12 protein-coding genes are annotated in these 13,410 nt (G+C 44.1%); 11 read left to right on the forward strand and 1 reads right to left on the reverse strand.

The window, feature by feature from the left end; all coding sequences use genetic code 11:
• Positions 1 to 215 precede the first annotated feature (215 nt).
• From AAHF22_RS04865 to AAHF22_RS04875, 3 genes are all read left to right on the forward strand, one after another.
• Entirely contained in the window at positions 216 to 2,057 is a 1,842-nt protein-coding gene (locus AAHF22_RS04865; RefSeq protein ID WP_347323836.1) for a UbiD family decarboxylase, read from the forward strand.
• Positions 2,058 to 2,434: 377 nt separating this feature from the next.
• Positions 2,435 to 3,133, forward strand: coding sequence for a protein kinase family protein (locus tag AAHF22_RS04870; protein ID WP_347323837.1), 699 nt, complete (start codon positions 2,435 to 2,437; stop codon positions 3,131 to 3,133).
• A gap of 156 nt (positions 3,134 to 3,289) precedes the next feature.
• Complete coding sequence (locus AAHF22_RS04875) at positions 3,290 to 3,718, forward strand: DMT family transporter (protein ID WP_347323838.1); 429 nt, start codon at positions 3,290 to 3,292, stop codon at positions 3,716 to 3,718.
• 334 nt (positions 3,719 to 4,052) lie between these two features.
• Here the strand turns inward: AAHF22_RS04875 and AAHF22_RS04880 are convergent, their stop codons facing one another.
• The gene (locus AAHF22_RS04880) at positions 4,053 to 4,652 is read right to left on the reverse strand and encodes a GNAT family N-acetyltransferase (protein ID WP_347323839.1); all 600 of its coding nucleotides are present in this window, start codon (positions 4,650 to 4,652) and stop codon (positions 4,053 to 4,055) included.
• Between the two features lie 231 nt (positions 4,653 to 4,883).
• Here AAHF22_RS04880 and AAHF22_RS04885 point away from each other — a divergent pair, with 231 nt between their 5' ends.
• The 8 genes from AAHF22_RS04885 (at position 4,884) to AAHF22_RS04920 (ending at position 13,196) form a co-directional block, all read left to right on the forward strand.
• Complete coding sequence (locus AAHF22_RS04885) at positions 4,884 to 5,585, forward strand: Crp/Fnr family transcriptional regulator (RefSeq protein ID WP_347323840.1); 702 nt, start codon at positions 4,884 to 4,886, stop codon at positions 5,583 to 5,585.
• 408 nt (positions 5,586 to 5,993) lie between these two features.
• Positions 5,994 to 6,395, forward strand: a complete 402-nt coding sequence (locus AAHF22_RS04890) for an NUDIX hydrolase (protein WP_347323841.1) — start codon at positions 5,994 to 5,996, stop codon at positions 6,393 to 6,395.
• A 478-nt stretch (positions 6,396 to 6,873) separates the two neighbouring features.
• Positions 6,874 to 7,284, forward strand: coding sequence for an RrF2 family transcriptional regulator (locus AAHF22_RS04895; RefSeq protein ID WP_347323842.1), 411 nt, complete (start codon positions 6,874 to 6,876; stop codon positions 7,282 to 7,284).
• Positions 7,285 to 7,572: 288 nt separating this feature from the next.
• A complete protein-coding gene (locus tag AAHF22_RS04900; protein ID WP_347323843.1) occupies positions 7,573 to 8,496 on the forward strand; it encodes an NAD(P)/FAD-dependent oxidoreductase in 924 nt (307 codons plus the stop codon).
• Positions 8,497 to 8,951: 455 nt separating this feature from the next.
• Positions 8,952 to 9,452 carry a DinB family protein gene (locus AAHF22_RS04905; protein ID WP_347323844.1) on the forward strand — a complete coding sequence of 167 codons (501 nt, stop codon included), beginning with the start codon at positions 8,952 to 8,954 and terminating at the stop codon, positions 9,450 to 9,452.
• Positions 9,453 to 9,593: 141 nt separating this feature from the next.
• Positions 9,594 to 10,169 carry a TetR/AcrR family transcriptional regulator gene (locus AAHF22_RS04910; protein ID WP_347323845.1) on the forward strand — a complete coding sequence of 192 codons (576 nt, stop codon included), beginning with the start codon at positions 9,594 to 9,596 and terminating at the stop codon, positions 10,167 to 10,169.
• A gap of 269 nt (positions 10,170 to 10,438) precedes the next feature.
• A complete protein-coding gene (locus AAHF22_RS04915) occupies positions 10,439 to 11,680 on the forward strand; it encodes an MFS transporter (protein ID WP_347323846.1) in 1,242 nt (413 codons plus the stop codon).
• 589 nt (positions 11,681 to 12,269) lie between these two features.
• The gene (locus AAHF22_RS04920) at positions 12,270 to 13,196 is read left to right on the forward strand and encodes a Cof-type HAD-IIB family hydrolase (RefSeq protein WP_347323847.1); all 927 of its coding nucleotides are present in this window, start codon (positions 12,270 to 12,272) and stop codon (positions 13,194 to 13,196) included.
• Positions 13,197 to 13,410 lie beyond the last annotated feature (214 nt).

A 13,410-nucleotide genomic window follows, 5' to 3' on the forward strand; every position in this document is an offset into this window, starting at 1 on the left:
CTCCAAGTAGAGAGCGGCAGCTGGTCGATGGAGGGGATGTTGTTATGTATACATAGAGTTAGATAAGGTATACACCTGCATATTACGCGACGCTGTTACACAATTGTCGAATATAAGCCCTGCCTTGCTTTTGTATCCATTTCAAATTGCGATTATAATAAGGGGAATAGGGGACTTACCCTCATATCAGTCGAAACACGAAATGGAGAAATGATATGTACAATAGCCTGGAACAATGTCTGCTGGATCTGGAGAAAAACGGTCATCTGATTCGTGTCAAAGAAGAGGTTGATCCGCATCTGGAGATGGCTGCTATACATTTACGTGTGTATGAAGCTGGAGGACCGGCTTTATTGTTTGAAAATGTAAAAGGAACCCGTTTTCGCGCGGCTTCCAATATTTTTGGTACGATGGATCGGAGCCGCTTTATTTTCCGACATACATGGGATTCAACGCGCAATCTGATTGCGCTGCGTAATGATCCGATCCAGGCGCTCAAGCGTCCATTTCATAATGTGAAAAATGGGCTAGCTGCGTATAAGGCGCTACCGAACCAGCATGGTAACAGCTTACCTGTGGCTGCCGAACAGATTCAAATTTCTGATTTGCCGCTGATCCAGCACTGGCCGATGGATGGTGGTGCTTTTGTCACACTACCACTTGTGTACAGCGAAGACCCGGACAAGCCGGGCATTATGAATGCAAATCTGGGGATGTATCGGATTCAACTGTCGGGGAATGATTATGAACTGAATCGTGAGATCGGTCTGCATTATCAGATCCATCGTGGCATCGGCGTGCATCAATCGAAGGCAAATCGTGATGGCAAGCCGCTTAAAGTGAGTGTTTTTGTTGGTGGGCCGCCTGCCCATACGCTGGCAGCAGTGATGCCTTTGCCGGAGGGTTTGAGTGAGATGACATTTGCTGGACTGCTGGCGGGTAGACGGTTTAACTATAGTTATCTGGATGGACACGCGATAAGCAATGATGCTGATTTTGTCATTACAGGTGAGATTTTTGGAGATGAGACGAAACGAGAAGGACCATTTGGTGATCATCTCGGTTATTACAGTCTGGCGCATCCGTTTCCTGTGCTGAAAGTGCATGGCGTGTACGCGCGTCCACGTGCGATCTGGCCGTTTACCGTGGTCGGACGTCCACCGCAGGAGGATACCGTATTTGGTGAACTGATTCACGAGCTAACAGGCGATGCGGTGAAGCAGGAAATTCCGGGTGTGAAGGAAGTGCATGCTGTCGATGCGGCTGGTGTGCATCCATTGCTATTTGCGATTGGTAGCGAGCGTTATACACCGTATCAGAAAGTAAAGCAGCCTGCGGAAATTTTAACGATTGCGAATCGGATTCTCGGTACGGGACAGGTAAGTCTTGCCAAATATTTATTCATTACGGCAGAAGACGGTCAACCGCTTGATACGCATAAGGAAGTCGAATTTATCGGCCATATTTTGGAACGTATGGATTTACGCCGAGACATTCATTTTCAAACGAACACAACGATCGATACGCTCGATTATTCCGGTACCGGTCTGAACACAGGGAGTAAAGTGATTTTGGCTGCGTATGGAGAGAAGCGGCGCGAGCTGTGTCGCGAAGTTCCGGAAGCGCTGAAAGGATTGCGCACGCTCCATGAACCGCATCTGGTTATGCCGGGTGTCGTAGCGGTGCAAAGCAGTACATTTACCGATTATACAGCTGCAAGGCAAGAACTGGCGGATCTATGTGCAAGTTTAGAGTCGCGCGCAGGATTAGGATTAGAGACGGTACCGCTCATTATTTTATGTGATGATAGCGCGATGGTGAGCGAGAACTTGAGCAATTTCCTGTGGGTGACCTTTACGCGCAGTAATCCGTCTCATGATATGTATGGCACGAATAGTAGCTATGAGTTCAAGCATTGGGGTTGCGACAATATGATTATCGATGCACGGATCAAGCCGCATCAGGCTCCAGCGCTCATACCGGATGCTGATGTAGAGCGTCGCGTCGATCGCTTGTTTGCAAGTGGTGGTAGCCTGAGTAGTATAAAGCGAAGTTAACTGATCGGACGAATAGGTGAAATGAGCTGAAATGAGCATTCCGATGTGTGAAACGGTCACTCCGAGTAGCTTGCAATGATCCACCCAGATTATGACGTGTTCAGTTCCTCTTTTAAATAATAAATTTTAAATAACAAATAGCTACTCCCTAGTTACTCTATCCAGCATAAATAGCTGCCGCATCATCCGGCGGCTATTCGTGTTGTTTCCAGCTGCCGATAATAAATAAAGCAAGTATGTACAAATTCATTTATAATATGGGATATATTGCTACATAAGAAAGAAAATAATATACATAGACTATAAGAGGCGAAACGGAGTACAGCTGTCATACTAGCCTATTCTGGCTTTCGCTATGGAAAGTGAGCGCAGAACCAATGGATCAACTGAGCAAAGTTTGTCAAATTAATCAATTAGTCGAACAGGTCAACAAGCATTTATTATCAGAACTCGTTTTGGAGGGCAAAGATCCACTGGAGCCGATCCAAGTTGTTCATTATCCTGAGCCGTGGACGCTGCTGGGTGCTGGCAACTATGCAGCTGTGCTGTCCCATCCGGATTATCCGGGTTACGCGGTTAAAGTGTATGCAGCTGGTAAACCAGGTCTTGAGGCAGAGCGTGAAGTGTATCGTTTACTCGGCGATCATCCATCATATTCGACCTGTTATTATGCGGATGGACCCTTTCTCGTGCTAAAACAGTTAATGGGAACGACCATCTATGATTGCTTTAAACGTGGCATTTTCATTCCAGAGCAGGCGGTATGCGATATTGAGCAAGCGATGCAATATGCACGATCAGTTGGTCTGCGCCCCCATGATGTGCATGCCAAAAATGTAATGCTCTATCAGGGACGCGGTCTCGTTGTGGATGTGTCCGATTTTCTGAAACAGGAGCCTTGCCGCATGTGGGATGATTTTAAAAAGGCATATGATCGACTGTATTATCCGATCGCCTCACGTATATTATTTCCGATTCCGTCATTTCTGCTAGAAGGAGTACGCAAAGGCTATCAGCTCTACCGTAGACGGCGGCGTAAAACCAAACAACTTCCGCCGCATGTGCCACAGGCGTAATGAGAACAATCGTAATGAGAATTGTAGAGTCGATTGAACTTTCAATGGAGTCGATCAGACGTTCAATTGAAGCGGGTCACGGTAAAAGACATATGTCCTGGTGATCCTCCTATCGGTGTTGTGTATAATGAACAGGACTGAAATGGAGGGGACAGCATGAATGGTGTGATTTTTGCAATATTGGCAGGCGTGTTTCTGGGTTTACAGGGCATCGTCAATTCTCATACCGGTGCGATTGTGGGCACATGGCATGCAGTCATGATGAATCAGCTGGGCGGATTTGTGCTAGCTGGAGTGATCTGGATGGCTACAGGTGGCGGAGGTTGGCGTCAATTCCGGGAAGTGAAGAAGCTGTACCGTTTGGGTGGTGCCTTTGCAGCCATTATTGTGTTTAGCAATATTACGGCGATGCATCATATTGGTGCTACATTGACGATTGCGGTGCTGCTGATTTCACAGCTATGTATGACTTTTGTCATCGATGCACGCGGCTGGTTTGATACGATCAAGCAGCGGATCGGTCGCGCACAATGGCTCGGCATCACGTTGATGATTACGGGGGTTTTTTTATTACGATTTTATTGAGTAGGGATGATCTTATACGCAATAATCTACTGTAAAATAATCTACTGTAATATGTAACAAACGAACTAATTTCATCCGTGCTCTGTATGATGCGAAGCATAAGTTAGTAGTGATCGATAAAACATCTAATCCAAACGTTAAGGCTATACCATAATAAATTTTCACACGATGGATACAGATATCGTTTTGCAAACACCAAACGTTAAGGCTATAGCATAGCAAAGCCACCGATTGAGCAATCTTGTTAATCCGGTGGCTTTGTTGCATGTTAGATCATAGTAAGTCCAGATGGATGTCCAAAGTTATGCTCTGGTATTATGTGGGGGGTATCTGTTTATGATTTTCCTTTGCGTGAACGAGTCGACGTCTTATTTTTAAGCTTGCGAAAAGATCGCTCATGAAAATCGGTAATTTGCTCAAAAATCTGTTGTCCATCATCTGTCACTTGGAAATCCGGCTGTAACGGCAATACAAGTGCCCGATACGTTTCCGGAATCCAAATGTAATGATGTACATACGAAGTAGGCTGAAAACCACATTTTTCCCAGAAAACAATCCGCTCCCGATTCTCCTGCGTGTCTTCTGCTTCAGCTTCAATAATGATGGCATTGATACGATGATGAGCGATCCCCCAATTACGTAACAATTCAAAAAATAAACGTCCTTCGCCCCGTCCGCGCCGATCATGACGAAGCGCCATGTAGTCGATAATCATCGTCTGCTGTGCGTCATTTTTACCGAGACCGGTCAATGCCATCGCGACCAGCTCATCGCCTTCATAACCTCCATGCAGAAAAGCGATTTGGCGATCAAGCATCTGGCGAATAATCTTCTCCGGCTTAGCGCCGTGGATAAAAGCTTCTTCATAAATGGGTTTGATTTGCTGCCAGATTTCATCATCCCAGCTATCCCATGTGCGTAGTGTAAGTGTCATCGATTCGACCTCCTGTCACTCTATCTTAGTTCATACCCTTGATCAGAACAACTGATACGTATGGACAGTTAAGGACATATGTCCTAGTCTCATCCCTATGGAGTTTCGGTATAATAAGACAGGCAACATCATGATCAAAATAGCCGTATGATGAAGTTCGTGATGCTTAAGGAACGAACGGATTGAGTATTTGAACAAATTAACATTTTCAACACAGAGAGCGGTGTCATCATGCAAGAAATTCGCGATCCAGCGCAGTTACAGGCATATTTGCAACAATATCGAATTGAAGACGTATTCCACGAACCTTTATTGCCTCATCTCGGTCTGTATCGATTTGAACCCGGCGAAGTGCTCTGTGCACAGGGTGAACGTTCAGAGGTGTTATATGTACTTGTCAAAGGCACAACCAAAACATCACTTACGTCGCCTGAGGGCAAAACACTTGTGTTATCGTTCAAAACGCCGCCGGAAATGATTGGAGATATCGAATACGTTGAGCAGGTGGAGCTGATGAATACGGTTGAAGCAGTGACACCGGTAGAAGTACTCGGTATTCGCTATCAATGGCTGTACCAATATGGACAGGATCATGCTCCATTTCTGCGTTTTTTGCTGCATATTATTACGTACAAATTTCGCGTTAAATCCGATTCGATGAGCTTTAATCTGATGTATCCAGTGGAAATACGACTGGCAAGTTATCTGTTATCTGTAACGACGGCACAGCATAACATCGTCATGACCGGCGATCCGGCAGATTATAGTTTGACTGACATTGCGAATTTGATCGGAACAAGCTATCGTCATCTTAATCGAGTAATCAGCCAGTTTAGCGAGGACGGATTCATTCAGCGCAGCCGTGGGAAGCTAGTTATTTTGGATCGAGCTGGTCTAGAGAAGTTGACAGGTGCTAGAGAAGTGACGTTTTAAAATTTTGAGACTTTGAGATTTCAGGGCTTCGAGAATGAAAGCTTTAAAACTTAAAGGCTTAAATAGTTGAAGATTTTAAGATTTTAAATTTTTGGAGTTTCTGTCATAGGGTGAGTGGAGATGTTGATAAAATGTTCTCGATGACTGGACGTAAACGTGAGCTTGTAAGGTATGAATAAGGAGAGCTATAGAATGAAGTGAATATGTTTAACGATATGATTAAAAAAATGAATACGAGTATGATAAATATTTTATGTACACGAGTTACACGCACTATTTTAAAATGAACAATCTGTGGTGCCATGACGGATAGCTTAGTTACGAAATTTTATAAAAATCAGCTAATCATCTAGCTAAAATCATCGCAAAATAAATTGATTACAAGCATGAGCGAAGGGAGCTTTTTATATGTCAACTATCATCGATAAAATAGCCTGGATTTCTCTTAATGAACGTAAGCTATTATGCGTCCGTTCAAAAGGCAAAGAGCTGTATTATATTCCAGGCGGTAAAAGAGATCCGGGTGAGGAAGATCAACAGACGTTGATTCGAGAAGTGCAGGAAGAACTCGGCGTGACGCTAGAACAAGAAACAATTATGCATGTAGGGACATTTGAAGCAGAAGCAGATAGCAAAGCGACCGGGACGATTGTCCGTTTAACATGTTATACGGCAGACTATGAAGGTACACTACAGCCAGATAGCGAGATCGAAGAGATGGCCTGGCTAAGTTATGACGATCAAGATCGAGTATCGGTAGCAAGTCGTCTCGTATTTGAGCAACTGAAACAACAGGAATTGCTGGATTGATATTGATCCAGTACTATACATACGAAGATATATAACAATACGTAATAGCAAACAAAATAATAATTTAACTACTAATAATTTAACTAGCAATGATGGAGCAACCTCGTATACGCTAGCAATAAAATAACAATGCGAATATAGTGTCAATGGCTCGACATCGCGTTGACGATTACGGGTGTCGTTTTATTACGATTTTATTGAGTATGGATGGTCTTATACGAAATAACTCACTGTAATAAGTAACAAACGAATTAGTTTCATTCGTGCTCTGGATGTGCTCTGTATGATACGAACTACAAGCTAGTAGAGATCGCCAAAATATGTAGTCCAAACTAACAAAGCCACCGAAGGTTGTTGAACGCACGATATAAGTACACACTCCATCTGTCTGTTGCCCTAGTAGTTGACATGATTGTACATCAGCTATATTATAGACCCATAAAGTCTGTAATATCCGTAATAAAGGTGGCGTTAGTCCATGAAGTTTTCTAAAGCAACCGATTATGCGCTACACACGATGCTCCATCTGGCTGTCGCTTCACCCCATCGTCTGATTGGCGTTCAGCAGCTAGCTGAGTTTCAAAAGGTATCACCGACATATCTGTCCAAAATTTTGACCAAGTTAGCGAAGGCAGGTATGGTGGAATCTTCACCTGGCGCACATGGTGGCTATCGATTGAAGCGTAACTGGGAGCAGCTGTCCTTTCTGGATATCATTCATGCGATTGAAGGTACAGCATCGCTATTTGAATGCACACTCGATCATGGGCCTGAATGTATGGTTCAACAGGTGATGCTTCAAGCGGAAGGTACGATGGAGCATTATTTACAACAGCAGAAGCTGGTTGATCTCGTTGCACGTATGCCAGTCACTGACGAGTCGATTTAACTCGCAGTGACGGCATACATGTAACTGGAGGAATGGCATAATAATATTCATATGAGCATAGTTAATAGATGTATGCAAACTAATACATTGACCATGCTACATGTTACCTTTGATATTATGCTGATAGAGCTATCTTTCAGGAACTGAAACAGACGTAAAGGTAAAATCAATCTCGATCAACATACTAACGCTTACTCTACTCTAATTACGGATATTAAGAGTCTTTAATGTATCTAATACGATTTTCGGTTATCTGATTATAATCATATCCCTAAAGGAGGAAAAGAAATGGTATTGGATTGTGTTATTATTGGCGGTGGCCCTGCGGGTCTGAACGCTGCACTTGTGCTGGGGCGTGCACGGCGTAAAGTTGTGATAGTAGACGATGGACAACCACGTAATCGCGTTACACATGAGTCACACGGTTACTTAACACGCGATCGCATCAAGCCAGCAGAGTTCCGCAAAATCGCTTATGAAGAGGTGCTTCGTTACCCTTCAGTTCAGCACATCGTTGCACTCGCTAACAAGGTGGAGCGACTGGACAATGGACATTTTCGGATTGAACTTCAAGATGGACATCAACTGATTGCGCGCAAACTGCTCATCACCGCCGGCATTAAGGAAGTGTTATCTTCTATTCAAGGGGTTACAGACTGTTATGGTAAAAGCTTATTTAACTGTCCTTTCTGTGATGGTTGGGAGCTGCGCGATCAGCCACTTGCCGTTATTGGCGCTGATAGCCGGATTATGCATCTGAGCAAAATGGTACACACCTGGAGTGAGGATGTCATCATATTCACAAATGGCGCTTCGGTACTTGAACCGGAACAACAGTCAGAGCTTCAGGACAAAGGAATTGAGGTTATCACCACGCCCATTGCAAAGCTACAGCACGATGAAGGTAAACTGCAACAAGTTGTGCTGTTGGATGGCCGTAGTATAGAGCGTAGTGGCGGCTTTGTAGTGCCACAATTTGTGCCTAAAGCTACTTTTCACGATACGCTCGGCTATGATTTGAATGAACACGGTTATATTCAGGTGGATTCGATGGGACGCACAAGTGTGGATGGTCTGTATAGTGCTGGAGATTCCGCATTCAATGGTCCATCCCAGCTCATTAGAGCAGCTGCGGAAGGAAGTTTAAGTGGTGCGATGATTCATGGAGCACTGATGGAGGAAGATTGGAGCCGTCACCCCACAGCGCAGTGATATAATCGATCTCTAAAGTAACAACAAGAGAACAAGAGAACAAGAGAACAAGAGAACAAGAGTAGTATAAATTGAATATGAATGATGGAACAATAGTATAAAAATAGTATTTTCGTAGCTTCCATGTACAATAAAAACCGTATGAAGTTGGCTTCCATGCAGGATGCTAAACTAATACGGTCTAATTAAAGTATCATTTTGATTCATATTACAATGTAAACGTTTGGCTAGAAAGCCGCTATTCCCGCCTGACTTGTGCTGTTTATGCTGGTGGGAATATCCGGTTTTTGCATACCTCTATAGTTTAGTTCCTCTATGAATACATATCGATTCATAATGAATATTGACACACACGAACAGGGGTTCTAAGATGGAATTGCACTGTATTATCGTGCGATGTGTACAATCAGGTGTAACTTAGTTCAGGTAGCCTGGCCGGAATGGAGATGTAGACGATGAACCCGACAATCAAGCTATACAATTATCATGTGTGGGCAAATAAGCTCGTATTTGAGCATTTGCGCACCATTCCTGAAGAAGCTTGGAGCCGTGAAGTGAAAAGCGTATTTCCTTCGATTCGACAATTGTTGTCGCATATGTATGCGATGGATACGATGTGGTTGAGTGTGATGTGTGAACGTCCATTTGATGAGTCCAGACAATTGATTATGAAATTGATGGATGAAACGAAGCTTGCTACTGCCCGGGAAATGGAGCAGCGCTTTGCTGAGACGGAAAGTGCATATCGTAGCTTTTTTGACGGACATGATCTGGAAGGCACGGTTACGGTTACGCATCCTGTATACGGAACAACCGATACACCGCTAAGTGAATTGGTTCAGCATGTCGTTAATCACGGTACGTACCATCGCGGCAATTTGACAGCGATGCTGCATCAGCTAGGATACCGTGGTATTCCGACCGATTACGCATTTTATATGTATACACCTTCTTAAACCACAATTGTCTTATATCAAAATGTATACGCTAACAATACCGTCTTGTACTAAGGCGGTATATTTTTTTGTGGAAATACTGGAACAATCATTCCGAAAAGAGTATACTATGTATAAAGATGATAGAAGGAAGGCGACAGAATGGGCAGAAATAAGGAGTTTGACCATGAACAAGTCCTTCATGCAGCAACGCTCGTTTTCTGGCAAAAGGGCTATGAAGCAACCAGCATGGCAGAATTGCTACAGGCGATGAACATTAGCCGCTCCAGCATGTATGAGACCTTTATCGATAAGGAGCATCTGTACTTGCAATCGATTGAGCATTACAAACGGCTTGGCGAAGATAAGCGCAGTCGACTTACGAATGCAAGCTCTGCAAAAGAAGGCATTCGAGCCTATTTTCAAAAGCACATCGATGGAGCATTTAATCCATCTTCTCCACGAGGCTGTCTGATTACGAATGCGATTGCTGCATTGGATGCACCGGACGAGCAGATTCGGGAGATTGTACAGAAGCGGTTTGAGGATCTGGGAGAAGCATTTTACCAATTGCTGCAAAAGGGACAGAAGAGCGGTGAAATTGCTGCGGATCGAGATCTTCGCACATTATCGTATTTGCTGTTGAATTTGAATCATGGTATTAATATCGCAGCTAAAGTGGATACGGATCGCACGCATGCTGAGCAGATGGTTGAATCAGTCATTGTTATGCTGTAAACGAACGTACATTGCAGCGTTCATTTCCGCATAGATTGAATCTGTTTATGTATGAAATGGATTGAACTCATATCGAAGTCGCACACATAGCATAAGCTTATCGTCTAATACGAATCGATTGGGTCTAACACATACATTTGGACGAACACATACGTTACTTGCATCATAGCATCATCAAAGACCATCATATCCAGAACAAGATATGATTTTATTTTTCAAATTTCTGGAACGAATGTTCCGAATATAACAGAGGATAGGATGTGTTCATTATGAATACCGAGCAACCACCTGCAACTCGCAAGGCAGAGCACCATACCGAGCAAACGATGCCTAACTGGTTAATGATCTTTCTCGCGATCGCCTGCGGCGTAATTGTTGCTAATCTATATTATGCACAACCGTTAGTTGGTTTAATTCGTGCTGATATCGGTTTATCAGCAGAAGCAGCCGGACTGATTGTCACGCTGGCGCAGATTGGATATGCGGTAGGATTATTATTTATCGTTCCACTTGGTGATATTATAGAAAATCGCCGGCTTGTATTTGTATCGCTCCTATTTACCGTGCTTGCCTTACTGATGGCAGCATGGGCAGGTCAAGCAACGATATTTTTAGTTGCTTCGATGCTGATCGGGCTTGGATCAGTAGCTGCGCAGATTCTTGTACCTTATGCCTCGCATCTCGCACCTGAACAATCTCGCGGGCGCGTCGTTGGTAATATTATGAGTGGGTTGTTACTTGGCATTATGCTGGCTCGCCCTGTATCGAGCCTGATTGCCGATCATCTCGGCTGGCGTGCCGTATTCCTGATCTCAGCCGTTCTCGTTACCGTTCTTGCGCTGGTGCTTATCAGAGCGTTGCCTTCCAATCGCCCGGCTTCCCGTCATTCGTATCCTCATCTGATCGCTTCGATGGCACAGCTTGTTCGTCATACCCCTGTGCTGCGCCGCCGTGCCCTATATCATGCTGCGATCTTTAGTACCTTTAGTCTGTTTTGGACGACTGTACCGTTGTTGCTGGCAGGGCCGGTATTTCATTTTTCGCAGACCGGGATTGCAATCTTTGCGCTTGTTGGCGTAGCTGGAGCTGCCGCTGCGCCAATTGCTGGACGTATGGCAGATCGTGGCTGGATTCGTCCGGGGACTGCGATTGCTTTTGCGATCGTGATCGTCTCGATGTTGTTGCCTCTGCTGGCGCGTGATGGCTCGATCGGAAGCGTTTTGTTGCTTGTGTTGTCTGCGATTTTACTCGATCTTGGTGTATCTGCGAACCTGGTGCTAGGACAGCGTGCGATCTTCTCACTGGGATCGGAAGTACGCAGTCGTCTGAATGGACTGTATATGGCGACTTTTTTCCTCGGTGGAGCGATTGGTTCATCTGCCGGCACATGGGCATTTGAAGCGGGGGGGTGGACAGCAGCTATTGCGCTTGGTATGGCATTGCCACTACTCGCGTTTGTATACTTTATGACGGAGTTTCGCCGCAGTCCGGTGCAATCTTCGGCAAAGTAAGATGCAATAAAAGGTTGCAGGTGAAATTCTTGCTTGTATATCGCCAATAAAGGATGAAAATAAGATAAACCAATGTATGAAATTAACGTTCAAAAGAGCAGGCGATGATCGCCCGCTCTTTTTTGCTACATCTTTTTTTGCTACATCTTTTGTGCTGCATCGTTTGATATCGTGCTACATATTATGTACATATCTAATATGATTCCAGTTAAGTATGTAGCTACATATCATCCTACTTATATGACAGTGAACAATATCTACAGGTTGACATGTAACCCGTTCCAACGGCTACAGTTAGGTAGACAGCTCATATCCAGTATCTTGACCAGATTAAATATGAGATTGTATCATGCGCGGAAATGTGTATCGTTCAAGATTAGAATAGGGTGTAAAGGGAAGCGAGGTCAAGCTACTCATATCTTGATCAACTTCAATTGAACATCTGATCTACAGCCTTTTATAAAAAATACAATTTTCTTACATTATGCGCTCCTCTCTGATGTAAAACATCAACATCTCTATATTAGACAGTTAAAAGACTGGTGCGTATACATCAACACCAACAATTCCATATAAGGAGTGTGATCCCATGCAACAAGCCCAAGATATACCTACGCCTAAAGTAACCCCTATCAACACTCAGCAAGTACCGAATACAGACGATCAATTTTCACGTAAAATTGTTTTTATCGATATCGACGGTACGCTGGTGAACGATGATGGAAGTGTGCCGCAATCTGCTCAATTAGCCTGTCAGCAGGCACGAGCGAATGGACATTTGTTATTCCTATGTACAGGACGCTCTAAAGCTGAGATTTATGATTCGATCTGGGAGATTGGCTTTGATGGATTGATCGGTGCAGGCGGAGGATATGTGGAGCTTGGCGAGCACGTATTATATCACAAAAAGGTACAGGCTCAGGATGTGCGACATATGGTTGACTTTTTCAACGAGCATGGCGTTCATTTTTATCTGGAAGCGAACTCCGCATTGTATGCAAGTAGCGGACTTCGCTTCCAGTTAGAGCGATTAATCTATGGCGATGTTGAAAATGATCCGGTAGCGAAGCAGCGAATGGAACATTCGCCGCATCCTTTTATCGAAGGGCTAACTTATGATGAGGCGGATCTGTATAAAGACGATGTGAACAAAGTCTGTTTTCTGGAAAGCAAACTGCCCTTTGAAGTCATTCAGCAGGAATTTCAGGGGAAGTTTGAAGTCATTCAGTGTACGGTGCCGATCTTTGGCAAAGATAGTGGTGAGCTAATGATTCCCGGTATCCATAAAGCGATTGCGATCGCCGATGTACTGGAGCATCTAAAGGCGTCACAGGCGGATACGCTGGCGATTGGCGATGGCATGAACGATGCAGAAATGCTCCAATATTGTGCGATTGGTATCGCGATGGGCAATGCGAAGCCCGGTCTACAAGCGATTGCGGATGATATTACCGATACAGTCGAACAAGATGGACTGTACAAAAGCTTTCTCAAATACGGTCTGATTAAAGTATAAATGTAGCTTATATCGTTTTGATCGCTTTATTTTGTTCACATTGCATTCAAAGCCTGATCAACGCCTGTAATTGGCGCTGTAATCAGGCTTTTTGCATGTTAAAAAATAGACTAATTTGCAGCAAATGAAAGATTGGCAAGAAGGAAAAAGACATTTTTATCGCTGTCCATTATTGCAATCTGGTGAAATTGGGTAATGGTAAAACAGAATGGCA

The organism is Paenibacillus wenxiniae, from assembly GCF_039822605.1.
Lineage (GTDB): Bacteria > Bacillota > Bacilli > Paenibacillales > Paenibacillaceae > Saccharibacillus > Saccharibacillus wenxiniae.

What these genes read in the sequence shown, in the direction of transcription:
- AAHF22_RS04875 (WP_347323838.1), top strand. Translation starts at nt 3,290, where the DNA reads ATGAATGGTGTGATTTTTGCAATATTGGCAGGCGTGTTTCTGGGTTTA.
- AAHF22_RS04915 (WP_347323846.1), top strand. Translation starts at nt 10,439, where the DNA reads ATGAATACCGAGCAACCACCTGCAACTCGCAAGGCAGAGCACCATACC.
- AAHF22_RS04910 (WP_347323845.1), top strand. Translation starts at nt 9,594, where the DNA reads ATGGGCAGAAATAAGGAGTTTGACCATGAACAAGTCCTTCATGCAGCA.
- AAHF22_RS04870 (WP_347323837.1), top strand. Translation starts at nt 2,435, where the DNA reads ATGGATCAACTGAGCAAAGTTTGTCAAATTAATCAATTAGTCGAACAG.
- AAHF22_RS04865 (WP_347323836.1), top strand. Translation starts at nt 216, where the DNA reads ATGTACAATAGCCTGGAACAATGTCTGCTGGATCTGGAGAAAAACGGT.
- AAHF22_RS04900 (WP_347323843.1), top strand. Translation starts at nt 7,573, where the DNA reads ATGGTATTGGATTGTGTTATTATTGGCGGTGGCCCTGCGGGTCTGAAC.
- AAHF22_RS04885 (WP_347323840.1), top strand. Translation starts at nt 4,884, where the DNA reads ATGCAAGAAATTCGCGATCCAGCGCAGTTACAGGCATATTTGCAACAA.
- AAHF22_RS04890 (WP_347323841.1), top strand. Translation starts at nt 5,994, where the DNA reads ATGTCAACTATCATCGATAAAATAGCCTGGATTTCTCTTAATGAACGT.
- AAHF22_RS04920 (WP_347323847.1), top strand. Translation starts at nt 12,270, where the DNA reads ATGCAACAAGCCCAAGATATACCTACGCCTAAAGTAACCCCTATCAAC.
- AAHF22_RS04880 (WP_347323839.1), bottom strand. Translation starts at nt 4,652, where the DNA reads ATGACACTTACACTACGCACATGGGATAGCTGGGATGATGAAATCTGG.
- AAHF22_RS04905 (WP_347323844.1), top strand. Translation starts at nt 8,952, where the DNA reads ATGAACCCGACAATCAAGCTATACAATTATCATGTGTGGGCAAATAAG.
- AAHF22_RS04895 (WP_347323842.1), top strand. Translation starts at nt 6,874, where the DNA reads ATGAAGTTTTCTAAAGCAACCGATTATGCGCTACACACGATGCTCCAT.